This is a genomic window from Dyella sp. AD56 (genome assembly GCF_002878475.1).
Taxonomy (GTDB): Bacteria; Pseudomonadota; Gammaproteobacteria; order Xanthomonadales; family Rhodanobacteraceae; genus Dyella.
On the sequence record NZ_NRDP01000033.1, the window covers coordinates 47,136 to 71,316 of the forward strand.

At 62.8% G+C, this 24,181-nt stretch carries 22 protein-coding genes; 5 read left to right on the forward strand and 17 right to left on the reverse strand.

What is annotated here, in order from left to right; genetic code table 11:
• Positions 1–14: 14 nt before the first annotated feature.
• The 5 genes from DyAD56_RS20235 to DyAD56_RS20255 form a co-directional block, all read right to left on the reverse strand.
• On the reverse strand, positions 15–953 hold the full coding sequence (locus DyAD56_RS20235) for a farnesyl diphosphate synthase (protein WP_102304638.1): 939 nt from the start codon (positions 951–953) through the stop codon (positions 15–17).
• Positions 954–973: 20 nt separating this feature from the next.
• The gene (gene ispC, locus DyAD56_RS20240) at positions 974–2,182 is read right to left on the reverse strand and encodes a 1-deoxy-D-xylulose-5-phosphate reductoisomerase (protein ID WP_102304639.1); all 1,209 of its coding nucleotides are present in this window, start codon (positions 2,180–2,182) and stop codon (positions 974–976) included.
• Positions 2,179–3,108, reverse strand: coding sequence for a 4-hydroxy-3-methylbut-2-enyl diphosphate reductase (gene ispH / locus DyAD56_RS20245; protein ID WP_102304640.1), 930 nt, complete (start codon positions 3,106–3,108; stop codon positions 2,179–2,181). Before ispH ends, ispC begins: the two co-directional genes overlap by 4 nt.
• Positions 3,105–5,021: a 1-deoxy-D-xylulose-5-phosphate synthase gene (dxs, locus tag DyAD56_RS20250; protein WP_102304641.1), complete on the reverse strand. Its 1,917-nt coding sequence runs from the start codon at positions 5,019–5,021 to the stop codon at positions 3,105–3,107. The genes ispH and dxs overlap by 4 nt, the downstream gene beginning before the upstream one ends.
• A gap of 166 nt (positions 5,022–5,187) precedes the next feature.
• Positions 5,188–5,964 (reverse strand): ferredoxin--NADP reductase, encoded by a 777-nt coding sequence (locus DyAD56_RS20255; protein ID WP_102304642.1) that lies wholly within the window; start codon positions 5,962–5,964, stop codon positions 5,188–5,190.
• A 545-nt stretch (positions 5,965–6,509) separates the two neighbouring features.
• Here DyAD56_RS20255 and ahpC point away from each other — a divergent pair.
• The 3 genes from ahpC (at position 6,510) to DyAD56_RS20270 (ending at position 10,523) form a co-directional block, all read left to right on the forward strand.
• Entirely contained in the window at positions 6,510–7,073 is a 564-nt protein-coding gene (gene ahpC, locus DyAD56_RS20260; protein ID WP_102304643.1) for an alkyl hydroperoxide reductase subunit C, read from the forward strand.
• A gap of 156 nt (positions 7,074–7,229) precedes the next feature.
• The gene (gene ahpF / locus DyAD56_RS20265; protein WP_102304644.1) at positions 7,230–8,819 is read left to right on the forward strand and encodes an alkyl hydroperoxide reductase subunit F; all 1,590 of its coding nucleotides are present in this window, start codon (positions 7,230–7,232) and stop codon (positions 8,817–8,819) included.
• 372 nt (positions 8,820–9,191) lie between these two features.
• Positions 9,192–10,523, forward strand: coding sequence for a thioredoxin family protein (locus DyAD56_RS20270; protein ID WP_158241407.1), 1,332 nt, complete (start codon positions 9,192–9,194; stop codon positions 10,521–10,523).
• A gap of 150 nt (positions 10,524–10,673) precedes the next feature.
• Here the strand turns inward: DyAD56_RS20270 and DyAD56_RS20275 are convergent, their stop codons facing one another.
• Positions 10,674–10,931 (reverse strand): hypothetical protein, encoded by a 258-nt coding sequence (locus DyAD56_RS20275; RefSeq protein ID WP_102304646.1) that lies wholly within the window; start codon positions 10,929–10,931, stop codon positions 10,674–10,676.
• Positions 10,932–11,185: 254 nt separating this feature from the next.
• Between DyAD56_RS20275 and DyAD56_RS20280 the strand changes: the two genes are divergently transcribed.
• A complete protein-coding gene (locus DyAD56_RS20280; RefSeq protein WP_102304647.1) occupies positions 11,186–11,869 on the forward strand; it encodes an aspartyl/asparaginyl beta-hydroxylase domain-containing protein in 684 nt (227 codons plus the stop codon).
• 70 nt (positions 11,870–11,939) lie between these two features.
• Here the strand turns inward: DyAD56_RS20280 and DyAD56_RS20285 are convergent, their stop codons facing one another.
• The 11 genes from DyAD56_RS20285 to DyAD56_RS20330 form a co-directional block, all read right to left on the reverse strand.
• Positions 11,940–12,479: a DNA starvation/stationary phase protection protein gene (locus DyAD56_RS20285; protein ID WP_102304648.1), complete on the reverse strand. Its 540-nt coding sequence runs from the start codon at positions 12,477–12,479 to the stop codon at positions 11,940–11,942.
• A gap of 47 nt (positions 12,480–12,526) precedes the next feature.
• Complete coding sequence (locus tag DyAD56_RS20290) at positions 12,527–13,222, reverse strand: YoaK family protein (protein WP_102304649.1); 696 nt, start codon at positions 13,220–13,222, stop codon at positions 12,527–12,529.
• A 42-nt stretch (positions 13,223–13,264) separates the two neighbouring features.
• The gene (locus DyAD56_RS20295; RefSeq protein WP_233202767.1) at positions 13,265–14,662 is read right to left on the reverse strand and encodes an alginate export family protein; all 1,398 of its coding nucleotides are present in this window, start codon (positions 14,660–14,662) and stop codon (positions 13,265–13,267) included.
• 95 nt (positions 14,663–14,757) lie between these two features.
• Positions 14,758–15,666 carry a glyoxalase gene (locus DyAD56_RS20300; protein WP_233202769.1) on the reverse strand — a complete coding sequence of 303 codons (909 nt, stop codon included), beginning with the start codon at positions 15,664–15,666 and terminating at the stop codon, positions 14,758–14,760.
• Positions 15,667–15,686: 20 nt separating this feature from the next.
• Entirely contained in the window at positions 15,687–16,133 is a 447-nt protein-coding gene (locus tag DyAD56_RS20305; protein WP_102304778.1) for a DoxX family protein, read from the reverse strand.
• A 2-nt stretch (positions 16,134–16,135) separates the two neighbouring features.
• Positions 16,136–18,016 (reverse strand): amidohydrolase, encoded by a 1,881-nt coding sequence (locus DyAD56_RS20310; RefSeq protein ID WP_102304651.1) that lies wholly within the window; start codon positions 18,014–18,016, stop codon positions 16,136–16,138.
• Positions 18,013–18,291, reverse strand: a complete 279-nt coding sequence (locus tag DyAD56_RS20315) for a XapX domain-containing protein (RefSeq protein WP_102304652.1) — start codon at positions 18,289–18,291, stop codon at positions 18,013–18,015. The genes DyAD56_RS20310 and DyAD56_RS20315 overlap by 4 nt, the downstream gene beginning before the upstream one ends.
• 26 nt (positions 18,292–18,317) lie before the next feature.
• Complete coding sequence (locus tag DyAD56_RS20320; RefSeq protein ID WP_102304653.1) at positions 18,318–18,971, reverse strand: hydrolase; 654 nt, start codon at positions 18,969–18,971, stop codon at positions 18,318–18,320.
• 65 nt (positions 18,972–19,036) lie between these two features.
• On the reverse strand, positions 19,037–19,858 hold the full coding sequence (locus tag DyAD56_RS20325) for an alpha/beta hydrolase (protein WP_102304654.1): 822 nt from the start codon (positions 19,856–19,858) through the stop codon (positions 19,037–19,039).
• On the reverse strand, positions 19,855–19,998 hold the full coding sequence (locus tag DyAD56_RS23995) for a hypothetical protein (protein WP_158241408.1): 144 nt from the start codon (positions 19,996–19,998) through the stop codon (positions 19,855–19,857). The genes DyAD56_RS20325 and DyAD56_RS23995 overlap by 4 nt, the downstream gene beginning before the upstream one ends.
• Positions 19,999–20,283: 285 nt before the next feature.
• Positions 20,284–20,916 carry a response regulator transcription factor gene (locus DyAD56_RS20330; RefSeq protein ID WP_102304655.1) on the reverse strand — a complete coding sequence of 211 codons (633 nt, stop codon included), beginning with the start codon at positions 20,914–20,916 and terminating at the stop codon, positions 20,284–20,286.
• A gap of 222 nt (positions 20,917–21,138) precedes the next feature.
• Between DyAD56_RS20330 and DyAD56_RS20335 the strand changes: the two genes are divergently transcribed.
• Positions 21,139–24,171, forward strand: a complete 3,033-nt coding sequence (locus tag DyAD56_RS20335) for a sensor histidine kinase (RefSeq protein WP_158241409.1) — start codon at positions 21,139–21,141, stop codon at positions 24,169–24,171.
• The last annotated feature ends 10 nt before the right edge of the window (positions 24,172–24,181 follow it).

A 24,181-nucleotide genomic window follows, 5' to 3' on the forward strand; every position in this document is an offset into this window, starting at 1 on the left:
CCCGCGATACCCGCTCAGCGAATGCGATGCACCACCATATCGGCAAGGCCGTGGAGGTGCGCGGCGCGCTCACCCAGCGGGGCCAGCGCGGCGCGCGCACGCTCGCCCAGGTCCTCCGCCAACTTGCGCGAGGCATCCAACCCAAGCAGCGACACGTAGGTCGGCTTGTTGTCCTGTGCGTCCTTGCCGGGCGTCTTGCCCAGCGTGGCCGCGTCGGTGGTCACGTCCAGAATGTCATCGACCACCTGGAACGCGAGCCCGACGGCGCGCTGGTAGCCATCGAGCGCTGAGTGGAGTTCCGGCGACATAGCCAACGCACCGCAATGCGCACCCATGAATACCGCCGCCCGCAACAAGGCGCCCGTCTTCAGCCGATGCATCTGTTCGAGCTGATCGCGCGACAGCACATGCCCCACGCTTTCCAGGTCGATCGCCTGCCCGCCCACCATGCCCTGTGAGCTGCTTGCGGCCGCGAGCTCTTTCAGCAGTGCCACGCGCTGTGTCGCGCTGGCCGGTATGTCACCGATCACGGCGAAAGCCTGGGCTTGCAAACCATCACCAACAAGGATCGCCATCGCTTCGCCATAGCGCACGTGCACGGTCGGCTGACCGCGGCGGAGCAGATCGTTGTCCATCGCTGGAAGATCGTCGTGCACTAGCGAATACGCGTGGATCATTTCGATCGCACTGGCAGCGCCATCGAGGGTCGCAGGGTCCGCGTCCACCAGTTCACCCGACGCATGGCAAAGCAGCGCACGCAGGCGCTTTCCGCCTCCGAGCGTGGCGTAGCGCATGCCGTCATGCAGCGTCGCCGGTACGGTATCGTCCGACGGCAGATAATGCTCCAGTGCCCGCTCGGTGCGCTGCAGGATCCGTGGCATCCAGGTTTCCAGCGGCTCGGCGTGTGCCGGCGCACCGGACGAAGCAGGCCACAGTTGAATCGCTTCACTCACGCACTCGTCTCCGCATCACATCAATGAATGGTTGCTACGACAGCGCGCGGCGCTGATAGCTTGGCAATAATTTGGTGAGCTGTCGCACGCGCCCGCTCGTCGGCGGCAAGGATATCGTCCAGCTGCGCGGTGGCAGCCAGCGCCGGTAGCTGATCGAGCGTGCGCTCCACCACCCGCGCGATATCGGTGAAACGAATCTGCTCCCGCAGAAACGCGTCCACTGCAATTTCATTGGCGGCGTTCAAGGTCACGCTAGCGCGGCAACCGTCACGCAATACCTGCAGGCCGAGCCGCAGGCACGGAAACCTCGCCAGATCCGGCGCATAAAAGCTCAGGTTGGACATGCGCGTGAGGTCCAATGGCGCCACGCCCGAGTCGATACGATCCGGATGCGCCATGGCATGCGCAATCGGCGTGCGCATGTCGGGGTTGCCCAGTTGCGCAAGCACGGACTGGTCGGCGTAAGCGACCATCGAATGAATCACGCTCTGCGGATGGATCAGCACCTCGATACGCTCCGCCGGCATATCGAACAGCCAGCGTGCCTCGATGACCTCGAGCCCCTTGTTCATCATGGTGGCCGAGTCGACCGAAATCTTGCGCCCCATCACCCAGTTCGGATGCTTGCAGGCCTGGTCGGGCGTCACGGCATCCAGCGTATCCAGCTCACGCTGCAGGAACGGGCCACCCGAGGCAGTGAGGATCAGACGCTCGACACCCGCCCCCGTACACGAGCCCGTACCAAGGCACTGGAAGATGGCGTTGTGTTCGCTGTCGAGTGGCAACAGCGTGGCGCCATGCTCAGCCACGGTGCGCATGAACAGAGCCCCTGACATCACCAGGGCCTCCTTGTTCGCCAGCAGGATCTTCTTGCCGGCGCGTGCCGCGGCCAGCGACGAGGCAAGCCCCGCCGCGCCGACAATAGCAGCCACCACGGTATCGCAACCCGCCGCGCTAGCCGCCGCGCTCAACGCCTGCGGACCGTAAGCCACTTCGGTGGACAAACGCGCCGCGCGCAGCTTCTGCTTCAGTTCCGCGGCGCCCTCGGCATCGCCCACCACCACGACCTCCGGCAGAAACGCACGACACTGGTCAAACAACCGATCGATCTGGCGGTGCGCCGTGAGCGCAAACACGCGGAAGCGATCCGGATGGCGCGCGACCACATCCAATGTGCTGGTGCCGATGGAGCCAGTGGAACCAAGAATGCTCAAGCGCTGCACGTTCATGACACGGCCTCCAACACCACCGGGAGAGGAAACACCGCGCGCTCGCGGCGTCCGTCCATGGTGACCAGCTCCACCGGAGCCAGTTGCCGCAAGGCACGAAGTACATCATCAACAGACGCTTCCGGTGCCGACGCGCCCGCCGTGAGTCCGACGATACGCGCATCGGCCACCCACGCCTGCCGCAGTTCGCCACCGTCGGCAAGCAAGTAGCTAGGCACGCCCAGCTCTTCGGCGATTTCCTGCAAGCGACGCGAATTCGAGCTGTTCGGCGAGCCGACCACTAGCATCACTTCCACCTGCCCCGCCAGCTCGCGCACCGCGCTCTGACGATTCTGCGTGGCGTAGCAAATGTCGCCCTTGCTCGGGCCGGACAAGTTGATGAAGCGCCGGCGCAGCACGTCGATGATGCGCCGCGTGTCATCGACACTCAACGTGGTCTGCGAGACATAGGCAAGCGGTGCGTCCGCAGGAAAGTCGAGCGTTTCGGCCTCCCCCACGTCCTGCACCAACACCACCGGCCCGGGAATCTGGTCGAGCGTACCAACCACTTCGGGATGACCGGCGTGGCCGATCAACACCACCGTGCGCCCTTCCTGTGCGTAGCGCTGACCCTGGTTATGCACCTTGGTTACCAGCGGACACGTCGCGTCCAGCACTTGCAGACTGCGTCGCTCGGCCAACGCTTCGACGGAACGGCCGACGCCGTGCGCACTGAAAATGGCGTGTGCACCTTCCGGCACGTCGGCCAGGTCGTCAACAAAGATCGCGCCCTTGGAGCGCAAATCGTCGACCACGTGCCGGTTGTGCACGATCTCGTGATGCACGTATACGGGAGCGCCATAACGCTGCAAGGCGCGCTCGACAATTTCAATGGCGCGAACCACGCCTGCGCAGAAACCGCGTGGCTGGGCAAGAATCACTTTCATGGAGAACGAGCCTCCCGCGCGACGGCGCAGCTTGGCTTGGCAGACAGCACCCGGTCGGTGAAACGCTGGATGGAAGCACGAATGCCCTCCGCATCCAGCCCGTAGTGATTGAGCAGCGTGGCCGGATCGCCATGTTCGACGAATTCATCCGGCAGACCCAGGCGAAGTACCGGCACCACCGTACCCGTGTCGGACAAGCATTCGACGCAGGCCGATCCGGCGCCACCCTGTAGGCAGCCTTCTTCCACGGTCACCACCGCATCGTGCGTCTGGGCTAGCTGCCGCACCAACGCCTCGTCCAGCGGCTTCACGAAACGCATATTGGCCACGGTCGCATCCAGCGCTTCGGCGGCGGCAAGGCTGGGCGCCACCATCGAACCGAACGCGAGGATAGCCACGCGCTGACCCGGTGCTTTTCCACTGTGCCGCCGCAACTCGCCCTTGCCGACAGGCAACACGCTCATGACCGCTTCGGTAGCCACGCCCGGCCCGGTGCCGCGCGGATAACGCACCGCGCATGGCGCATCATGGTTCACGGCCGTGTGCAGCATCTGGCGGCACTCGTTTTCGTCCGAGGCAGCCATCACCACCATGTTCGGAATGCAGCGCAGGTAGGCCAGGTCAAAGGCGCCCATATGCGTAGCGCCATCCGCGCCAACAATGCCAGCACGATCGATCGCAAAGGCCACCGGCAAATTCTGCAACGCGACGTCATGGATCAACTGGTCGTAGCCACGTTGCAGGAAGGTGGAATAGATCGCCACCACCGGTCGCAGCCCTTCCGTCGCCAGGCCGGCCGCGAACGTCACCGCATGCTGCTCGGCGATGGCAACGTCGAAATAGCGATCAGGAAAGCGCTTCTCAAACTCGACCAACCCTGAGCCTTCGCGCATGGCGGGCGTAATGCCGACGATGCGCGGATCCTGCGCCGCCTCGTCGCACAGCCACTCGGAGAACACTTGCGTGTAGCTCTTGCGCGCGGCCTTGGCAGACGAGACCAAGCCGATCTTGGGATCGAACTTGCCTGGGCCGTGGTATTGGATGGGATCGGCCTCGGCCAGTTTGTAGCCGTGCCCTTTTTGCGTAATGACGTGCAGGAACTGCGGGCCGCGCAACGTCTTGATGTTCTGCAGCGCCGGAATCAGCACGTCCAGATCATGACCATCGATCGGCCCGGTGTAGTTGAAGCCGAACTCCTCGAACAAGGGTGACGGCACCACCAAGCCTTTCATCTGCGACTCCAGCCGCGATGCCAGATGGCTGATCGGCGGAATGGGCCGCAACGCGTAATGCACACCCCTGCGCGCGTGCTGGTAGAAGCGGCCGGAAATCAGCCGGCCGAAGCAATACCGCAACGCACCCACAGGGGGCGAAATGGACATGTCATTGTCGTTGAGCACCACCAGCAGGGGCAAGTCTTCCGCCACGCCGGCATTGTTCATCGCCTCGAACGCCATGCCCGCGCTGAGTGCACCGTCACCGATCACCGCGATGCTGTGGCGCGCGTCGCCAAGGATGCGCGCGGCATGTGCCATACCCAGCGCCGCCGAAATCGACGTGCTGGAATGCGCCGTACCGAAGGTGTCGTATTCCGACTCGCTGCGCCGCGGGAAACCGGAGATGCCTTCAAGCTGTCGAATGCCGCCCATCGCCTCGCGACGGCCGGTGAGAATTTTGTGCGGATACGACTGGTGACCGACGTCCCATACCAGCCGATCACCTGGCGTATCGAACACATAATGCAGCGCAATGGTCAGCTCGACGCTGCCGAGGTTGGAGGACAGGTGCCCACCCGTGTGGGAGACGCTCTCCAAAATGAATGCGCGCAACTCGCTCGCCAACTGATGCAGCGCCGGCATGTCCAGCTCGCGCAACTGCGCCGGTGAATCGACGGTTCGTAGCAGATCGTACACGACGGACTCTCCTCGGGGCTTTCGGAGTCTCTATCTAGACGTTTTTACTAGACGTTTTTAGCCAAGCAAATGTGCTTGCCGTCACCGGCAACAGCACCGCTGGAACACCATCGGGCGATGCCTGCGACGGCACCGCCACGCCATACTGCATCCTGCTCACCTGCATTCACCTTTCGACGAAAGCACGCTCGATCACATAGTCACCCGGCTCGCGCGTGCGCGGCGAAACCTGAAAACCGCGACCGTCCAACAAGGCACTCGTGTCATCCAGCATCGCCTGGCTGCCGCACAACATCACCCGATCCGTTTCCGGATTCAGCGACGGCAGGCCAGCGGCATCGCTCATGCGTCCGTCGACAATCGCATCCGTAAGACGCCCGCGATGGTGAAATGGTTCACGGGTGACGCTGGGGTAATAGACCAGCTTCTCGCGCACCAGGTCGCCAAGGTAGGGGTGACCCGGAAGTTCGTGCTCCAGGTATTCCGCGAACACCAGGTCGCTGATCCGGCGCACGCCGTGCGCCAGCACGATCTTGTCGAAACGCTCGTAAGTTTCCGGGTCACGCACAATGCTCAGGAAAGGCGCCAGCCCCGTCCCCGTACCGAGCAGGTAAAGGTGCTTGCCGGTGCGAAGGTCGTTGAGCACCAGCGTGCCGGTCGGCTTGCGACTGACGATGAGCGGGTCGCCGGGTTTGAGGTGCTGCAAGCGCGACGTCAGCGGCCCATCGGGCACTTTGATGCTGACGAATTCGAGGTGTTCTTCGTGGTTGGCGCTGGCGATCGAGTACGCACGCAGCAGCGGCTTGCCCTCCACTTCCAGCCCAAGCATCACGAAATGGCCGCTATCGAACCGGAAGCCCGGATCACGCGTGGTCCGGAAACTGAAAAGGCTATCGTTCCAGTGATGAACGTCGATCACGTATTCCGTCGCCAATGCCACCATCACAGCCACCGTTGCCAAGTGAATAGTTGCTTGCAAGCGACCAGACCATCCGACGCGCATCACAGGTCTGGCTGGCGTCGCATGGCTTGACCGTAAGTATCTAGGTACAAGTACGGACCGGTCGAAGTCAATCCTGCACCCTGATCTCTTTCGTCTATTGCACAATCCGCGCAACGTCCTTGCGCAAACACGCAAATCGTCACGCATCGATCACGTTCTGCCTGCTAGCCGACACGTGTTCCGCACGGTTGTCGCACGGGTGCAATGCGCGCCCGTTTGCATGCGCACATGCACATCGCTGCGCGGAGCAAATCGCGCTCGAGAGACCAGGACGGAACGTCGCGCCGGGTTGCACCCTCGCCACGGCGCCACCAGATCTTGGGGTGTGATGGGCGCCTGCCACCCCAACGGGGAAGGCAGGCCGGCTTGGAGACGCTCACCCATAGCCGCCATCAATGACCATCATGCCAACTATCAATTAGACCTATCGCCATCCTTCCCGTATTCTTGTCTGCCAATTCACCACAACCAACGGAAAAACAACGATGTCGTTGATCAATACCGAAATCAAAGCGTTCAAGGCCAGTGCTTTCAAGGACGGCCAGTTCATCGATGTGACCGATGCCACGCTGAAGGGTAAGTGGTCTGTGGTGGTGTTCTACCCCGCCGACTTCACCTTCGTCTGCCCGACCGAGCTGGAAGACCTTGCTGATCATTACGAGCAGTTCCAGAAGCTGGGCGTTGAGATCTACGGCGTGTCGACCGACACGCACTTCGCACACAAGGCATGGCACGACACCTCGGATGCGATCAAGAAGGTCAAGTACACCCTGATCGGCGATCCGACCGGCACCATCACCCGCAACTTCGACGTCATGATCGAAGAAGAAGGCTTGGCGCTGCGCGGCACCTTCCTGATCAACCCGGAAGGCCAGATCAAGCTGTGCGAAATCCACGACAACGGCATCGGCCGCTCGGCTGCCGAACTGCTGCGCAAGGTGAAGGCCGCTCAGTACGTCGCTTCCCACCCGGGTGAAGTGTGCCCGGCCAAGTGGCAGGAAGGCGACAAGACCCTGAAGCCGTCGCTCAGCCTTGTCGGCAAGATCTAAGTTAGACCCTGTAGCACTGTGTTGCGGCCCGCTGCATCGGGCCGCACCGGACCCGGCGTTCTGCCGGGTCCCTCTTCCGAATACGAAAGCACGCGCAACACCCCGGCAAACCCAGGGTGCAGGCAACGCTCACCCTGAATAAACGACGGAGTCACCATGCTGGATGCCGATCTGAAGTCCCAACTGCAGGCCTACCTCGAGAAGGTCGTACACCCGATCGAGCTTCTGGCCTCCCTCGACCACAGCGAGAAGGCGCAGGAGCTCAAGGCCCTGCTGGAAGATATCGCCCCGCTGTCGGACAAGATCTCGCTGCGCCTTGGCGGCACGGCGGCACGCAAGCCGTCGTTCGCCATCAATCGCGTCGGTACCGATGTGGGCGTGAGCTTCGCCGGCATTCCGATGGGCCATGAGTTCACCTCGCTGGTGCTGGCACTGCTGCAGGTCGGCGGCCATCCGTCCAAGGCCTCGCAGGACGTCATCGAGCAGGTGCGCAACCTCGACGGCGAATACCGCTTCGAGACGTTCATGTCGCTGTCCTGCCACAGCTGCCCGGACACCGTGCAGGCACTGAACCTGATGAGCGTGCTCAACCCGAACATCTCGCACGTCGCCGTCGACGGCGCGCTGTTCCAGGACGAAGTGAACGAGCGCCAGGTGATGGCCGTTCCCACCGTGTTCCTCAACGGCGAGTTCTTCGACACTGGCCGCATGGAGATCGAGCAGATCGCTGCACGCCTGGATACGAATGCGCATGAGCGCATCGCTGAGCGACTGAACGCCAAGGCACCGTTCGAGGTGCTTGTGGTCGGCGGCGGCCCGGCAGGCGCAGCGGCAGCTATCTACGCGGCGCGCAAAGGCATCCGTACTGGCGTGGCAGCCGAACGCTTCGGTGGACAGGTGCTGGACACCATGGCCATCGAAAACTTCATTTCCGTGTCCTACACCGAAGGCCCGAAACTCGCGGCCTCGCTGGAGCAGCACGTGCACGAATACGACGTGGACGTGATGAACCTGCAGCGCGCCGAACAACTGATACCCGCCACCACCGAAGGCGGCCTGCATGAAGTGCGCCTGACCAACGGCGCCACGCTGAAGGCGAGGACGGTGATCCTTTCCACCGGTGCCCGCTGGCGCAACATGAACGTGCCGGGCGAACAGGAATACCGCAACAAGGGCGTGACCTACTGCCCGCATTGCGACGGCCCGCTGTTCAAGGGCAAGCGCGTGGCGGTGATCGGCGGCGGCAATTCCGGCGTAGAAGCGGCCATCGACCTGGCCGGCATCGTGGGCCATGTCACGCTGCTCGAATTCGACGGCAAGCTGCGTGCGGACGACGTTCTGCAGCGCAAACTGCGCAGCCTGCCGAACGTGGACATCATCGTCAGCGCGCAGACCACCGAAGTGACGGGTGATGGCCAGAAGGTGACAGGCCTCAACTACGCCGATCGTGCCGGCGGCCAGAATCATCACGTGGCGCTCGAAGGCGTATTCGTGCAGATCGGCCTGCTGCCCAACACTGATTGGCTGAAGGGCACCATCAAGCTGTCGCCGCGTCACGAAATTGAAGTGGACGCACGTGGCGAGACGTCGGTGCCGGGCGTGTTCGCTGCCGGCGACGTCACCACGGTGCCCTATAAGCAGATCGTCATCGCGATGGGTGAAGGCGCCAAGGCATCGCTAAGCGCCTTCGACTACCTGATTCGCCTGCCGGTAGATGAGCCGGAACAGGAAACCGTCGCCGCCTGACAACGTCGCTCCAACGCCCGGTCCCGCGCAGCCGCTCCCCTCACGGCTCGCAGGGCCGGGCTTTTTTTTGCGCGCGAGATGCCCGGTAAGCCAGACCCTGCACGGCTTATAACCATGGCTTCTGTCGACATGAAAAACCTTCATCTGCCGACCTCTTTCAATCGCTCCAGGTCCGGGCTTTCATAGCTCCACCCATCGACATCGGCGTAGTCTTGCACCGACGATGTCGAGGCCCCGGAACGCCCCGCTCCCGGCAGGGACCCCTTTCTCCGAACGCTGCCGCCGACGCGAAAGTCGTCGACTCCCGCACGGTGCATGGATGCGTGCGGCGGCAGTACCGACATCCCGCCCATGAAACAGAGAGTCGACGTCATGCCTCAGACCCACCGCCGCATGAAGAATCCGCTGCTTGCCTCCCTGCTACTCGCCATGCTCCCGAGCGTCAGCGTGCACGCAGCAGATGCCAAGGCACCACTCACCATCGACGAAGCCCTGAAGGCGTCCGCCGAGCAACATCGCCCGGTGCTGGTCGATTTCCAGGCGGTGTGGTGCTACTCGTGCTACTACATGGCCAGCCACGTACTGAACGGTCCGGAATGGGGCGCTGTGCAACGCAAGGCCATCGTGGTCGAGGCCGATGCCGATTCGCCGGATGGCCAAACCTGGATGAAGAAACTCAACGCATCCTTCCTGCCCAGTTACGTGGTGCTGGACGAGCACGGCAATGAGCTCGGCCGTATCTCAGCGGAGCAGCCGCGCGAAAAGTTCTATCCAAAGGTCAACGCCATCCTCGCCACGGGCAACACGCTGGATGGCCTGAAGCAGAAAGCACTCAAGGGTAGCGACGACGATATCGCGAGCGTGCTCGATGCGTATCAAGCGCGCTCCGAAGGCAATGAGGGCCTGGACTGGTTTGCAGCCTTACCCACAGCGCGGCAACAGAATGCCCGCAAGAACAGCCGCACTGTCGTGGCGCTTGATCAACTCACGCTGATCAAGGCTCTCGCAGCCAAGGACAACGCGGCAGTGGTCGCCAGTGCACAAAAAGTGTTGGCGCAGGACATCGGCTGCCAGCGCCCGTACGTGCTCGACAATCTGCTCGATGCGACCGACAAATTGCCCGCCACCGAGCGCAAGGCCCTGCTCGCCACCCAGCGCAAACCGCTCGACACTTACGTCAGTACACAGGTGCTCGTTGCCAAACCTGCCTGCGCTGACCAGCGTAGCGCCGTGCTGACCAGCGCTGAATTGGACGAAACGCTTGGCGACCAGGCTGCTGCCACGGCCCTGCTTGATCGCGCCATCACGCAGACACGCCAGCGCCTTGGCAGCAACCTCGCCAGCGATCGCAATCTCGCTGACAACCTGCGCATCTACCTGATACGCGCCAAGCGCACCGCAGAGCTGGATGACTATCAACGCAAGCTGATCGCCGCCTATCCGGACGACTACGTCTACGCGTATCGCTACGGTCGAAGCTTGGTGGATACGGGCAAGCCTGCCGATGCATTGCCCTATCTCGCACAGGCAGCCGACAAGGCTTATGGCGCCAACCGCCTCGCCGTGGCATTGCAGCGCGTGAAGGCACTGAAGGCTCTTCATCGCGACGATGAAGCCAGAAAGCTCGCCGATGGCGTGCTGGAAACCAATGGCCCGTGGTTCCCCAAGCAAGCTGAAGCACTGAAGGCCGCACTCAAGGCCTGATGTCCCTTAGGGCGGCCTGCATGCGTGGTTCGGCGGCCCAGACACCGCCGGACCCGTTACTCTAGCGAAGCAAAACAAACGCACACGACCGCCACCTGGGCGGTCACGAATTCGCTCATGGCGCGCGGCGATCGCCGCGCAAGCCACCCGTTATGACTGCAGCTGTTGTAGCAAACGCTCCAGCTCGCCGCGCAACTGCCTCACCTGCGACAACGCATGGTCACGTTCGCGCACCACGTCGCTGTGAACCGCCAGCGATACGGCATGTATCGATAGCGTCTTCTTCCTCGCCCTGTAACGACGCGCACGCTCCGCCGGCGTCAAGGCATTGGGCTTGCGCGGACGTCCGCGCGAACGCTTGAACGTCAGGGGCAAGGCAAGCGTGCCCGGATCTTGTGGGTCAACCATGGTGCGTCCTCCTCATTTGCGCCTATTTTACGTGACGTCACGTAAAATACAAGAAAAATCCCACGGAAAAACAGCCAAAAAGGCCATTTTTTTCATGTAGATCCGCTTATTGGCTGTGTCGGCCGAAGTGGGCCCCGTGCGTTCACGTGACGAGGAGATTTCTGTCGCTACCGTGCAACATGTCGGCCACCGGGAAGGCGGCCACGCGGTGCCGGGGCGAGTACGCCCACCAAGAAAAAGAGGGAACACCGAAGATGGATTCGCTCTATGAGCTGTCGTCGCGGGCCATCCGCCGCCTTTACGACGCACGCATCAACACGCCACCCGTACTCGATATCGACACCTGCTTCCCCGACGGCCACCGCTTTCACGATGCGTGGGAGGTCATCCGCGGCGAGGCGATGGCCGTGCTCGAGGGCACCCAGCCCATTCCGCGATTCCACGAGATCATGCCAACCCAGGCCGAGATCTCCGCCACCGACGGACGTGACTGGCGCATGTTTCTGCTCAAGATCTACGGGCAGGACATCCACGCCAACCTAGCGCGCTGCCCGTTTCTCGCCGAGTTGCTGGCCGCCTGCCCCGGCGTGCTGTCGGCCACGCTCTCCTTCCTTGCCCCGCACAAGCACATACCGCGTCACAGCGGGCCGTTCCGGGGGATCCTGCGCTATCAGCTCAACTTGGAAGCCCCGCTGGCCGAGGACGGACTTCCCGCCGCTGTGTTATGGCTGGCTGGCGAAGAACATCGAATGGGCAGTGGTGAGCAGCTGTTGTGGGACGACACTTATCCGCACGAGGTGTGGAACCGCTGTGAGCAAACGCGCATCGCCTTGCTATTGGACGTCTATCGCCCGGACATGCCGCTCGACCTGCGTCTGCTATCGAGCGCCGTCACCAAAGGGGTCGGCATGGTCGCACGCTGGCGCGGCATCGCCTGAGCGATCCAGCTCAGCAGGAAACTGCAACAACAGAGTTAGCCGCGACCGTTGCCGGTCGCGGACAACGCTATCAGGAGTGACGGCTGGTTTCGAACAGGAACCACACGCGGCGCTCGGCCTCGTCGATCCAGTTCTCCAGCAGGCTGGCCGTGGCGACGTCGCGGTACTCGTCGCAGAGCTCATGCGTGGCGCGCATGTAACCGGCCAGGCGCTGATTGTCTTCGCGCAGCTCGGCCAGCATGTCGTCCGGCGTCACGAAGTCCGCGTCGTTGTCGGACAGGCGAGCCAGTCGCTTGGCGTGCCCGAGCGAACGCAGCGTGGTGCCACCCAGCTTGCGCACGCGCTCGGCAATCGGGTCCACCGTGGCATAGATCTGGTCCGACTGCTCGTCGAGCAGCAGGTGATAGTCGCGGAAATACGGCCCTGACATGTGCCAATGGAAGTTCTTGGTCTTCAGGTACACAGCCAGGACATCAGCCAGCAGCGCATTCAGCTCTGCCGAGATATCGCGCGTAGCCTTCTCGCCCAGCGCCGATGGCGTATTGAGGGGTGCCTTCTGGCGGACCTTCGCGCTACTGGTATCTGTCTTGGCCTTGCTTGTCTTGCCCATGAGGAATCTCCGCGGTTGACCGGTTGAGTATGGCCCGGCAAATGTCATTACGATGTCGGCATTGGCTCGGGATCGGCATCGCCATATCGCAACACCGCCGCCACGCTCAGCAAGGGCGGCACGACAAAGCACCACATGCCGCCAAAGGCATAAAACAGCGCACCCGCCGCACAGCCGATGGCGAACGCCAGCACGGCAAAACTCATGCGCCTGAGCCGACCATTCAGGGCGGCCTGCTGCGCCGCAGGCACGCCACGAATGCGATCGGCCACGTCCAGCATGATTTGCGTGGTGGTACCCGTCATCAATGTCGACGGCGGTGAGCTGCCCAGATGCACGCGGTGCACGGCGTTTTGGATGGCCATGGCGCCCACCAGGGTCATGCCGGTCAACGTCGCAGCCCAACTGTCACCCTGCGGGAAGGGCCCGTAGTAGATGGCCAGCACCATCGCCGCCACCAACAACGCCAGCTTGATCGACAGCAGCGAGCGCACCACGGGCTGCCCGGCATCGATCAGGCGATAACGAAGCAGTCGCGCACCGATAACGAAAACGCAGAACACCGGTAACGCCAGCAGCTTGGCCACGATGCCCGACGTTCCCGACACCAGCGCCGCCCCGATGGTGACAAAGTTGCCCGTGACATGCGCCGTGAACAGACCGTGCAGCGCCAGAAAGCCCGCCGTATCGACATAGCCGGCTATCACACTGAGGATGGTCGGCAACAAGGGTTTTTCATTCATACACTCATCCTCTCCCGGGGCCGGGCGTGCTTTTTCGTAACGTCACCACATGAACTTCCCTTCGACGCCGACGTAGTCGGCGTCGCGTCCACCCGCCATGCGTATCGCTCGTCCCACGTCATAATGCACAGCTTCTACCGCACCGGTGAAGTTGGCGTTGAAGGCATAATCCGCGCGCACCTGGCCGTACGCACCAGTCCATTTGCTTCCCTGTCCAGCCGTGCCGGGCAGCGGAATATTCGGCTGCACGTAGATGGCATCGGCAGTGGATTCGCGCCATTGAAACCCCACTGCAGCCATCAGCGTGAGCCGGCTCACCGGCTTGATGGTCACACTGGGTTTGACGTGCCGCAGATTGGTGTAACCGGTATAGGCCGCCAGCGTGAAGTAATAGCCATTGGGAAACAGGGGATTGAACGTACCCACCGTGCCATCACCCGGGTGACGATCCCCCGAGGCTGCATCCATCTGCAACCCGATTCGCGGTGACCAGGTGACAGGCCATGTGTAACCCACCCGCGCGCCAGTACCCCAGGCGTTGATGTCCTTCACACCAACATGGCCGCGCTGCGCCATGGCTTCCAGATCCCAGTCCACGCCGGATTGGTTGCCCGCGAAGCGCACGTCATACACATCGCGATGCTCATCGCCCACGGCATCGAGATAGTGGGCGTTATCGCGACTGTAGAGCGAGTAGTACGCCGACAGCTCGTCCTTGCCCCATAGCAGACGCTCGACGCGCAGCGTGTGGAAGCGGAAATGGTGGTTGGATGTATCGTCGAACGGGTGCTCGTCGTTGTATTGCACAGGCTGACTGAGAAAGCCGATAAAGCGCCACTTGCTGCCCTCCCAATCGGCCCAGATCGCATCGAACGACTGCCGCACGTTCGGACCATCGCGCAACGACACGAAGCGCTGCAAATCGAAGGCAAAATCCTGGCGACCCACGCGCGCCTTGAAGGTGCCGCCGGCGAAGGTCCGCACATAGGCGACGAAGGCCAACCGCAAATCCCAAGGATTGCGGTCGGCACCGCTGATCACCTGTTTATTCATAGTGCGCGCGTCTTCAAACTGCACGAACGCCTGCCAATAGCTGGCGAAACGCAGATCGGCATGCAGTTGGAGGCGTTGCAACAGATAGGTGTTGTTCGGGTTATGGCCGATGCCGAAACTGGAGGCATCCTGCATTTCCGTTCGCTCACGCAAATTCACGCCGAACGATAGATAGGTCTTCGGATCACTATCGCTCAGCGACAGATACTTGAGCGCATCGCCCCATTGCGTGCGCAACGAAGGATCGGCCAGCACCGACCAATCCTCCTGCCAACGATTGCTGCGCGGCGTCGGCCGCTCAGCCTGGTTCTGGACCGGCGTGACCAGTGTGGAGTCTGCACTCTCGTCCTGTGCGTGAGCCACGGCAGAGGCAAGACTCAGACCCAACAGTAGTCCCGCCAAGATGGAGCGCGCGGGAGCGGCGATCGCTCCCGCGGCGACATATGAAGGGTCGAATACCCTTCCCGCCTCTCTCATGATCTTCAGTGGCTGGCGTTGGCGTGGATCTCGGCCACGTAACCACCCGGGAATTCCACCACCGTCGATTCACGGCCTCCGCTGGTATACGGCTCCACCAACACCTTCACGCCATGCGCCTTGGCCTTGGTCAGCGTGTCGGAAACGCTCGCCACCTCATAGCCGGTCATCTCATGGCCATACGGATACGGCAGGTGCCCGTCGGTGACGAGCACCGTCATCTTGCCGAAGGTGGACTCGATGCGGATACGGCGGAACGTATCGCCACTCCGGCCGATTTCTACGCCGGGTGCCTTGGCGTCGTCAGCAACCACCTTGCCGTGCGAGAACGTCAGGAAACTCTTCACGAATGCACCCGCGCGATCCGGCGATACGTAGACGCGGTTTTCCGGAACGGTCTGGAACGGCGCGTAGTTCGGCGGCGTGGTATGCCAGTAGAGCTGCATATTCACGCCGCCCGGCCACTGGATGACCACGTCGCGACCGATCGGGTCGGGAAAGGTCTGCACGATGACATCCGCGCCGGCCGCTCGGGCCGCCTTGACCGCCACGTCGATGTCGGTCACCAGATAACCCGTGCGCTCATCACCGAACGGATGCGGGATCGGCGTGCGGAAGCCGAACAGCGACACCGTGCCCACCGGCGTTTGCAACAACTGGGTGCTGGTGCTGCTGGGCGTGGGCGTCACCGTGGCAATGCCCTGTTTGGTGCTCTGGCCGCCAAACGTGGCGAGAAAGCTCTCCACAAAGCGGTCCACATCTGCCGGAGCGACGTAAACGTGCGTGGTGTCGTACTGCGCGCCCACCGCCACCATTGGCGTGGCCGGCGCCTCCTTGGCAAAAACGGACAGCGATGCGACCCCGGCCGCACTCAAGCCAAGGGCGAGAGCGAGAAGCTTTGAATACGTGCGCATGGAGAAACTCCCTTGGATGATCAGTAACCAGCGGATGAAGAAGGTGTCGCCCGGTCGCGCAAGTCATGCCATGCCACCAGCAGGAAGCCACCGACCAAGCCGAGGTGTTCAAAAAAAGCGTTCGTCACGCCAAATCGCCCTGCGGCCGGCGCCGCCCAGAAACGATTGGCCATGAAGGTTGCAGCCAGCGTGAAGGCCGCGAGCAGCAATGCTCCCACCCAGCGTCCGCGTCCGCTGAGAATGGCCAGCGACGCGCCGAGTTCCAGCACGATCACTGCGAACGTCACTGGTCCCGCTGGCGACATTCCGAAGTGGGCCGTTTCGGCGATGGCCGCCGGGATATCCCAGGCTTTCTGTAACCCACCCTGCAGGTAAGCCGCGCACAGGCCGAGCAAGGCCAGCCAGTGCACGAATGGCGAAACAAAACGCTCCCGCCAACCTTTCAATGAGGATATCGCGGCGGCCATGGTCACACCGCCCAGCACGCGCAACCCAGTGCGCCCCAGAACGACTTGAGGTCCGATACCGGCAAACGACTCGACCACGCACCGACGTGATCGTGACCATGCACCGAGCACCCGTGATTGCAGGCGCAAGCTGCGACCGGCACGGCCGGCGCCACGTTTCGCCGCTGCGCCCAGGCACCGTATCCGCCATAGGTCCGCACCGGCGACCACTCGGGCATCGCCGGCGGTACGGTCACATCCTCGAACGAAGAGAAACCGCCGCTGCCGTAAACCACGCGGCCACCGACGATGGTGAGCACCGAGGTGGTGTCGGCGATATCCGCTTCGGGGCAAGCAAAGAAGTCGCGATCGGGCACGATCAGGTCGGCGAGCTGCCCCGCTTTGATCTGGCCCTTCTTGCCCTCCTCATTGGAGAACCACGTGACGTTCTCGGTCCACATGCGCAGCGCCGTCTCGCGATCAAGGCAGTTGCTGCGTGGATACAAGCTCAGTCCGCCAACCGTTTTGCCAGTCACCAGCCAGGACAGCGACACCCACGGGTTGTACGACGCCACACGCGTGGCATCGGTGCCCGCCGAGGTGCGCAAGCCCCTTTCCAACATGCGCTTCACCGGTGGCGTTGCCTGCGCGGCGGCCGGGCCATAACGCTCGACGAAGTACTCGCCCTGATACGCCATGCGATGCTGCACTGCCACGCCGCCGCCCAGCGCGGCAATGCGGTCGATAGAGCGCTCGGAAATGGTTTCCGCGTGGTCGAAGAACCAGTTGAGTCCCTGCAGCGGGATGTCGCGATTGACCTTCTCGAACACATCCAACGAGCGGCTGATCGTTTCATCATAGGTGGCATGCATGCGCCAAGGCCAACGATTTTCCGCCAGCACACGCACGACCTCTTCCAGCTCACCTTCCATCTGCGGCGGCATGTCCGGGCGTGGCTGACGGAAGTCCTCGAAGTCCGCTGCCGAAAACACCAGCATTTCACCCGCGCCATTGTGGCGAAAGTAATCGTCGCCCTGCTTGTACTTCGAACTACTCGTCCAGTTGAGAAAGTCTTCCTTCTCCTGCTTCGGCTTCTGCGTGAACAGGTTGTAGGCGAGGCGAATGGTCAGCTGGTTTTCTGCCGCGAGCTTCTCGATGACGGCGTAGTCGTCGGGGTAATTCTGGAAGCCGCCACCCGCATCGATGGCGCCAGTGACGCCCAGGCGATTCAGCTCGCGCATGAAGTGGCGCGTGGAGTTGAGCTGGTAGTCGAACGGCAGTTTCGGCCCTTTCGCCAACGTCGCATACAGGATCGCAGCGTTCGGCTTGGCCAGCAGCAGGCCGGTGGGATTGCCGGCGCCATCGCGCATGATCTGCCCGCCCGGCGGCTCCGGCGTGTCCTTGGTATAGCCCACCGCACGCAGGGCCGCACCGTTGAGGATGGCGCGGTCGTACAGGTGCAGCAGGAACACCGGCGTATCCGGTGCAATAGTGTTGAGTTCGTCGATGGTCGGCAGCCGCTTCTCGGCAAACTGATGCTCGGTGAAGCCACCCACCACGCGCACCCATTGCGGTGCCGGCGTAATCGCCACTTGCTGCTTGAGCATGGCCATGGCGTCGGCGAGCGAGCGCACGCCATCCCAGCGCAACTCCAGGTTGTAATTGAGGCCACCGCGGATGATGTGCAGGTGATTGTCGATCAAGCCCGGCAAAACGCGTTGACCTTTGAGGTCGATCACGCGCGTGCGCGGCCCCGCCAGCGGCATGACCTCGGCATCGCGCCCCACGGACACGAAGCGGCCATCGGCGATAGCCACCGCCTGTGCCTCGGGCAGTCCGCGATCAAGCGTGGTGATGCGTCCACCATGAAGAATCAGATCGGGTGTGTTGTCGCCGGCGGTCATGACTTCTGCTCCGTGGAGTCGCTCTTGCGCGCGGCATGGTGAGCCGTGGGCAGTTCACCGCACATATGCGGCTTGACCTGCTCGCGCAGCCAGGCGGTCGGCTGAGCCTGGCGATGCAGGACACTCTTCACCAACGGAGGCAACTGCTCTCCGCACAAAATACCCAACAGACCCACCAGCGCCACCAGGGGCGGCGCTGGCGAGCGGACCTGCAACAGGGCGTAGATGACGCCGACCAATACGCCGGCAGCTAGCGAGATCACGTAGATTTTCATGGCCATGCTCCAGAGGCGCCCGGCAATCAGCCTTCGTGGGCCCCGAACATGCTCTTGGCGTAGGTAATGCCAAGCCCATAGGAACCGCCGAAGCGCCTGGCGATATCCGTGGTGCTGTCGTAGCTTTCGGTGCGTGCCCAGTCGCGCTGGAGTTCCAGCAGGTACTGCAGCGACGTCATCGGGCGAGCACCCGCCTGAATCATGCGTTCGATGGCGCGGTTGTGTGCCTCGGCCGATACGTCGCCGCACGCGTCGGCAATCACATAGACCTCAAAGCCTTGATCCAGCGCCGACAGCGCCGGGCCGACGATGCACACCGAGGTCCACAGGCCAGCCAGCACCAAACGGCTCTTGCCGATCGCATTGACGCGCTTGATCACCGCAGCGTCTTCCCAGGTGTTCATGGATGTGCGATCCAGCAGCGCCTGGCCCGGGAACGGATCGGTGATCTCGCTATACATCGGGCCGGAGAAGGTCTTCTCGGCCACCGTGGTCAAAATGGTAGATACCTTGAAGCTGGCCGCCGCGTTCGCAACCAGCGCCGCGTTGTTGCGCAACACGGTGGGATCGATCGAGTGCGTGGCAAACGACATCTGCGACTGGAAGTCGATCAGGATCAGCGTGTGATCCGTCGGGGTGATCAGTTGCTTGCCCGGGGTCGGCGTGGCGGTGATGGACATGGGAGTACTCCAGGATGCGAATAAAGGGCACGCCGGCTTGAAGCTGCCGGCGCGCCTCGGGAGGGTCAGGAACGGATGAACTCGAGCAGATCCTTGTTGACCTGCTCCTGGTGCGTGGCCGTCAGGCCATGCGGTGCGCCGGGATAAACCTTGAGCGTGGCGTGCTTGACGATCTTGGCGGACAGACGGCCTGCGTGATCGATCGGCACGATCTGGTCGTCGTCGCCATGAATCACCAGCGTGGGCACCTCGATCTTCTTCAGGTCGTCGGTGTAATCCACTTCCGAGAACTGCTTGATGCAGTCATACAGGCCCTTCAAGCCGCCCATCATGCCCTGCATCCAGAACGAGTCGCGCATGCCCTGGGTAGCGTTGGAGTTCGGATGATTGGCGCCGAAGAATGGGCCGGACAAGTCCTTGAAGAATTGCGAGCGATCGGCCAGCGTCTTTGCACGAATGTCGTCGAACACCTCGATGGGCAGGCCACCGGGATTGCTGGCTGTCTTGACCATGATCGGCGGCACCGCACCGATCAGCACCGCCTTCGCGACGCGTGCGTTGCCATGACGGCCGATGTAATGCGCCACTTCGCCGCCACCCGTCGAATGGCCGACCAGCACGATGTTCTTCAGGTCCAGCTTCTCGATCAGCGCGGCGAGGTCATCGGCATAGGTGTCCATGTCGTTGCCATTCCAGGGCTGACTGGAGCGGCCATGGCCACGACGGTCGTGCGCGATGGTGCGGAAGCCCTGCGAGCTGAGGAAGAACATCTGCGCATCCCACGCATCGGCGGACAGCGGCCAACCGTGCGAGAACACGACGGGCTGCCCCTGCCCCCAATCCTTGTAGTAGATCTCGGTGCCGTCTTTGGTGGTGATCGAGCTCATGTTGATTTTTCCATGTGAGGGATAGGAAGACGCGCTCGCCCGATCACGGGCAGCGCCAGTGCAGCCGATGCCGTCGCCATGCCGCCAGAAAAGACGCGCTTGGCGGAGTCGATCTCCGGACGTTGATCGATCATCGACACACGGGCTCTCCCGATGAATCCGTCGAGCGCGGCACATCAGGCTGCGGCGAACCGTATCCTGCGTAGAGCCATGCGCGCGTGACGGAAGTGGTGGGGTCTGTCGGGCCTGCGAGTGCCCTCGCCGCCCACTGACATTCTTCCCATTACGCGCCAACTAGGTATCCCAATCGCGGCAAATCTTGCCTACCCGATCAGGTAGTTGATGCCTTGGAAGAAAACGCAGACGCAGCCACGCCGCGTGTGACGCGGAAAGTGTGTCTTGCGTGTTACAGGGGAGCGACGGAATCAGCCGTCGAAGAAGCCGCGATTGCGCGCCAACGTCACCGCATGTGTGCGGTCGAGTGCGCCCAGCTTGGTCATGATGTTCTTCAGTCGCGCCTTCACCGTGTCTTCGGAGACGCAAAGAATGTCGGCGATACGCTTGTTGGTATGGCCCGTCGCTACCAGCCGCAATACGCTGAGCTCGCGATCACTCAGCATTTCCGACCATGCATGGGAGGCGATGTCTCCCGCCACTTCCACCGCCATCACGCGCCGCCCACCCATGACCGAACGGATGCCGGCAAGGATTTCATCGCGCGTGGCCGTCTTCAGCAGATAGGCGTTGGCGCCAAACGTCAACGCGCGCTTCACGCGGGCATCGCCGGGATAGGACGTGAGCACGATGATCCGCGCGTCCGGAAACTCGGCGCCCAGCGTTGAAATGGCTTGCAGGCCATCCACGCCCGGCATCTGCAGATCGACCAGCGCTACGTCCGGGCGCAGTTCGCGGTAGCGCACGATGGCTTCCGCGCCGTCAGCCGCCTGCCCCACCACGTCCATGTCGGGTGCGCTCTCGATCGCCGCGACGATGCCGTCGCGCATGATCGGGTGATCGTCGGCGATCAGGACCCGGATGCGTGTCGCACCAACTGTCACGATATGGTCCCTCGACGTATGACTGGGCGGACCTCATCGGCAGGCGCGGGGAGACCGGCCGGGGGTAACGGCTCGAACTATAGCTGGCGCGACACCATGCTGAGCAATGCCCAATCGGGTGATTCTGTGTTCGCCGCGCAACACCTATGGCTGCATGTCCCGTGGCGATATGCTGCACGCATCGCCGCCGGATATCACCGGCCAGGCTCACATGGACTACCTATGACGATGCTCGGATGGCCGGCCTTCGTCCGTCACGTTGCGCGCTATCTTGGCGCAGCGCTGTTGACGGCGAGCGTGCTGCTCACCGCCCATGCCAGTGATTCACCGGGCTTTCGTCGCCGGCTGTGGACCACGGAAACCGGCACGCCTGCCGATATCTGGGCCATGTCGCAGAGCAAGGGTGGTTACCTCTGGCTGGGTACTGGCAGCGGCCTATACCGCTTCGATGGATTTCGTTTCGAACGCTTTCAGCCAGCTGACGGCGAGCGTTTCCGCTCCAACGACATCACCGCGATGAGCTCCTTGCACGATGGCTCGCTGTGGCTCGGCTTTTATTACGGCGGCGCGAGCGAGCTGCGGGCGGGACACCTCCGGCAATACGCGCCCGGCAAGGACTTCCCGCCCGGCTTGGTGTTGGCGTTTGCGCAGACGAGCGATGGGACTGTCTGGGCCGCAACGGAAGGTGGCCTTGCCCATTTTGACGGCAGCCAGTGGCGGACCGTAGGTGCCGACTGGGGTTACCCTTCACATCGCGCCGATTGGCTCATCACCGCGCGCGACGGCACGCTGTGGGTGACCACGGGCGAATCGTTGATGTTTCTTCGCCCCGGCGAACATCGTTTCCAGCCGACCCATGTGAGCATGGCCAAGTACGGCATCGTGGCGCAGGCGCCGGATGGAACGCTGTGGTTGTCCGATCACGACCATGGCACCCGCGCCCTGCCCGGCCTTACGCCCGATCACCCCAGCGTCACCGCCACGGAACGCCCGGGTGACACAGACTTTGCCTGGGCCAATCGCCTGCTGTTCGATCGCTACGGCAACCTGTGGGGCACCCTGGTCGATCGCGGTGGCATCTATCGCGTCGCCGATGTGGAGCACTTGGCCACGGGCCGCTCCTTGCGCGCACAGGATCTAGCCGAAGTCATCGGCAAGGCCAGCGGACTCGTTTCCGAGCGCGCCGTGCCCTTGCTGCAGGACGCCGAAGGCACGATCTGGGCCGGCACGAACATGGGCTTGGCCAGCTTCCATCGCAACAGTTTCCAGGTGCCCGGACAGGTCCCGCTCGGCATGGCCGCCGACTACGCGATGGCCGTCGATGCATCAGGCGTGATGTGGGTTGCCAATGGCGGCACGCTGTACCGTTCCGACGGCAACGGCGACAAGGTCGTGCGCAGCGATTTGCACGACACCAGCGGCATGCAGTTCAACCACGCCGGCGACCTGTGGATGGTCGGCCGAAACAAGCTCTATCGCCTGCACGGACAATCCATCGACAGCACCGAGTGGCCGGTTTCGTCGGACCTCACACGCGTCAATGCCTTCGCGCTCGACAACCAGGATCAGCTCTGGCTCGCGCTCGCCGAACACGGTCTTTATCGACTCCGGCAGGGACAGTGGCAACAGGTCATTCCGACGCGAGCATTGATCGACGATACGCCCACGGCGCTTGCCAGCGACAACCGCGGCGCGTTGTGGATCGGTTACGCCGATGATCGTCTGGTGCGCCTTGACGATCATTCCGCCCAGCTCTACACGGCCGCCAACGGTCTGCACGTGGGCACGGTCACCTCGATCAAAGCCGGCAGCGGCGACGTACTCATCGGTGGCGAACACGGGCTGGCGCGATGGCGCGATGGCCCGATCGCGACCATGTCCGTGGCCGACAACGACGCGTTCAGCGGCATTACCGGCATCGTGCGCACGTCCAGCGGAGACATTTGGCTGAACACCGGCAAGGGCGTACTGCGCCTTGATGCAGCCGAGGCCGCCACCAGCTTCGATCAGCCCGATCACGCGCCGGCCTATCGCTTGTTCGACTACCGCGACGGGTTGCCGGGCATCGCGAAGCAGGCCGCGGTCGTTCCGACGGCTGTCGTGGATGACCTTCAGCATCTGTGGTTCCTGACCAATCAGGGCCCGGCCTGGATTGATCCCGACGAACTCGGCAGCAACCTGTTGCCGCCGCCCGTCGATATCGCATCGGTCATCGCCAACGGCAGACACTACGCTGCAGCCGGTCAAATCGACCTACCCAAGGGCACGACCAACCTGCAGGTGCAGTACAGCGCGGCGAGCCTCGCCATACCGGATCGCGTGCGCTTCCGTTATCGGCTGGATGGCGTGGATGCGGGCTGGCAGGACGCAGGCAACCGCCGCGATGCGTTCTATTCCAACCTCGCTCCCGGCACTTATCGCTTCCACGTGATCGCGGCCAACGACGATGGCGTGTGGAACATGCAGGGCGCCGAAACCCGCCTGACCATTGCGCCATGGTTCTATCAGGCACGCTGGTTTTACGCGCTGTGCATCGTCGTTATCGTCACGCTGATCGCCGCATTCTTCCTGTGGCGCACACGCCTGGCCGCCGACCGGGTGCATCTGCAGTTGATGGAACGCATGAACGAGCGCGAACGTATCGCGCGCGAAATCCACGACACCCTGCTCCAGGGTGTGCAAGGCCTGCTACTGCGACTGCAAGCCCTGATGGCCCGCCCGGTGCGCGACCAGGCCCATGGAGACGCGTTGAATACCGCCATCGAGCAGGCCCGGCAAATGGTGATCGAGGGGCGCGGCAAGATTATCGCCTTGCGTGGCGATGGTCCGCAGGACAATGAGCCGGTGCAGTCGATTCTCGCCGTGGGTGAGGATCTGGCCTCGCTCTATCCCCACGTAGCCTTCCGCCTCACGGCAGAAGGCAAGCCACGCAGATTGCTACCCAGCGCACGCGACGAAATCATCGACATCGTCCGCGAAGCAATCCGCAATGCCTTTCTCCACGCGCAGGCGAAACACGTCGAGGTCCACGTGGATCATCAAGTGCACCAGTTGCGTATACGCATTACCGACGATGGCACCGGCATGGACGAAGCCATCGTGCGTTCCGCCGCACAAGCCGGGCATTGGGGCATTGTCGGCATGCGCGAACGTGCGCAGCGACTGGGCGCCAAACTGACCCTGAGGCGTGCGCACCCACGCGGCACAGAATGGCTGTTGAGCATCCCTTGCCGCGCGGCCTACCGATCGGAGTAGAACACCACGC

What these genes read in the sequence shown, in the direction of transcription:
- ispC (WP_102304639.1), bottom strand. Translation starts at nt 2,182, where the DNA reads ATGAACGTGCAGCGCTTGAGCATTCTTGGTTCCACTGGCTCCATCGGC.
- ispH (WP_102304640.1), bottom strand. Translation starts at nt 3,108, where the DNA reads ATGAAAGTGATTCTTGCCCAGCCACGCGGTTTCTGCGCAGGCGTGGTT.
- DyAD56_RS20255 (WP_102304642.1), bottom strand. Translation starts at nt 5,964, where the DNA reads ATGGTGGCATTGGCGACGGAATACGTGATCGACGTTCATCACTGGAAC.
- ahpC (WP_102304643.1), top strand. Translation starts at nt 6,510, where the DNA reads ATGTCGTTGATCAATACCGAAATCAAAGCGTTCAAGGCCAGTGCTTTC.
- ahpF (WP_102304644.1), top strand. Translation starts at nt 7,230, where the DNA reads ATGCTGGATGCCGATCTGAAGTCCCAACTGCAGGCCTACCTCGAGAAG.
- DyAD56_RS20270 (WP_158241407.1), top strand. Translation starts at nt 9,192, where the DNA reads ATGCCTCAGACCCACCGCCGCATGAAGAATCCGCTGCTTGCCTCCCTG.
- DyAD56_RS20275 (WP_102304646.1), bottom strand. Translation starts at nt 10,931, where the DNA reads ATGGTTGACCCACAAGATCCGGGCACGCTTGCCTTGCCCCTGACGTTC.
- DyAD56_RS20280 (WP_102304647.1), top strand. Translation starts at nt 11,186, where the DNA reads ATGGATTCGCTCTATGAGCTGTCGTCGCGGGCCATCCGCCGCCTTTAC.
- DyAD56_RS20285 (WP_102304648.1), bottom strand. Translation starts at nt 12,479, where the DNA reads ATGGGCAAGACAAGCAAGGCCAAGACAGATACCAGTAGCGCGAAGGTC.
- DyAD56_RS20290 (WP_102304649.1), bottom strand. Translation starts at nt 13,222, where the DNA reads ATGAATGAAAAACCCTTGTTGCCGACCATCCTCAGTGTGATAGCCGGC.
- DyAD56_RS20300 (WP_233202769.1), bottom strand. Translation starts at nt 15,666, where the DNA reads ATGCGCACGTATTCAAAGCTTCTCGCTCTCGCCCTTGGCTTGAGTGCG.
- DyAD56_RS20305 (WP_102304778.1), bottom strand. Translation starts at nt 16,133, where the DNA reads ATGGCCGCCGCGATATCCTCATTGAAAGGTTGGCGGGAGCGTTTTGTT.
- DyAD56_RS20310 (WP_102304651.1), bottom strand. Translation starts at nt 18,016, where the DNA reads ATGACCGCCGGCGACAACACACCCGATCTGATTCTTCATGGTGGACGC.
- DyAD56_RS20315 (WP_102304652.1), bottom strand. Translation starts at nt 18,291, where the DNA reads ATGAAAATCTACGTGATCTCGCTAGCTGCCGGCGTATTGGTCGGCGTC.
- DyAD56_RS20320 (WP_102304653.1), bottom strand. Translation starts at nt 18,971, where the DNA reads ATGTCCATCACCGCCACGCCGACCCCGGGCAAGCAACTGATCACCCCG.
- DyAD56_RS20325 (WP_102304654.1), bottom strand. Translation starts at nt 19,858, where the DNA reads ATGAGCTCGATCACCACCAAAGACGGCACCGAGATCTACTACAAGGAT.
- DyAD56_RS20335 (WP_158241409.1), top strand. Translation starts at nt 21,139, where the DNA reads ATGACGATGCTCGGATGGCCGGCCTTCGTCCGTCACGTTGCGCGCTAT.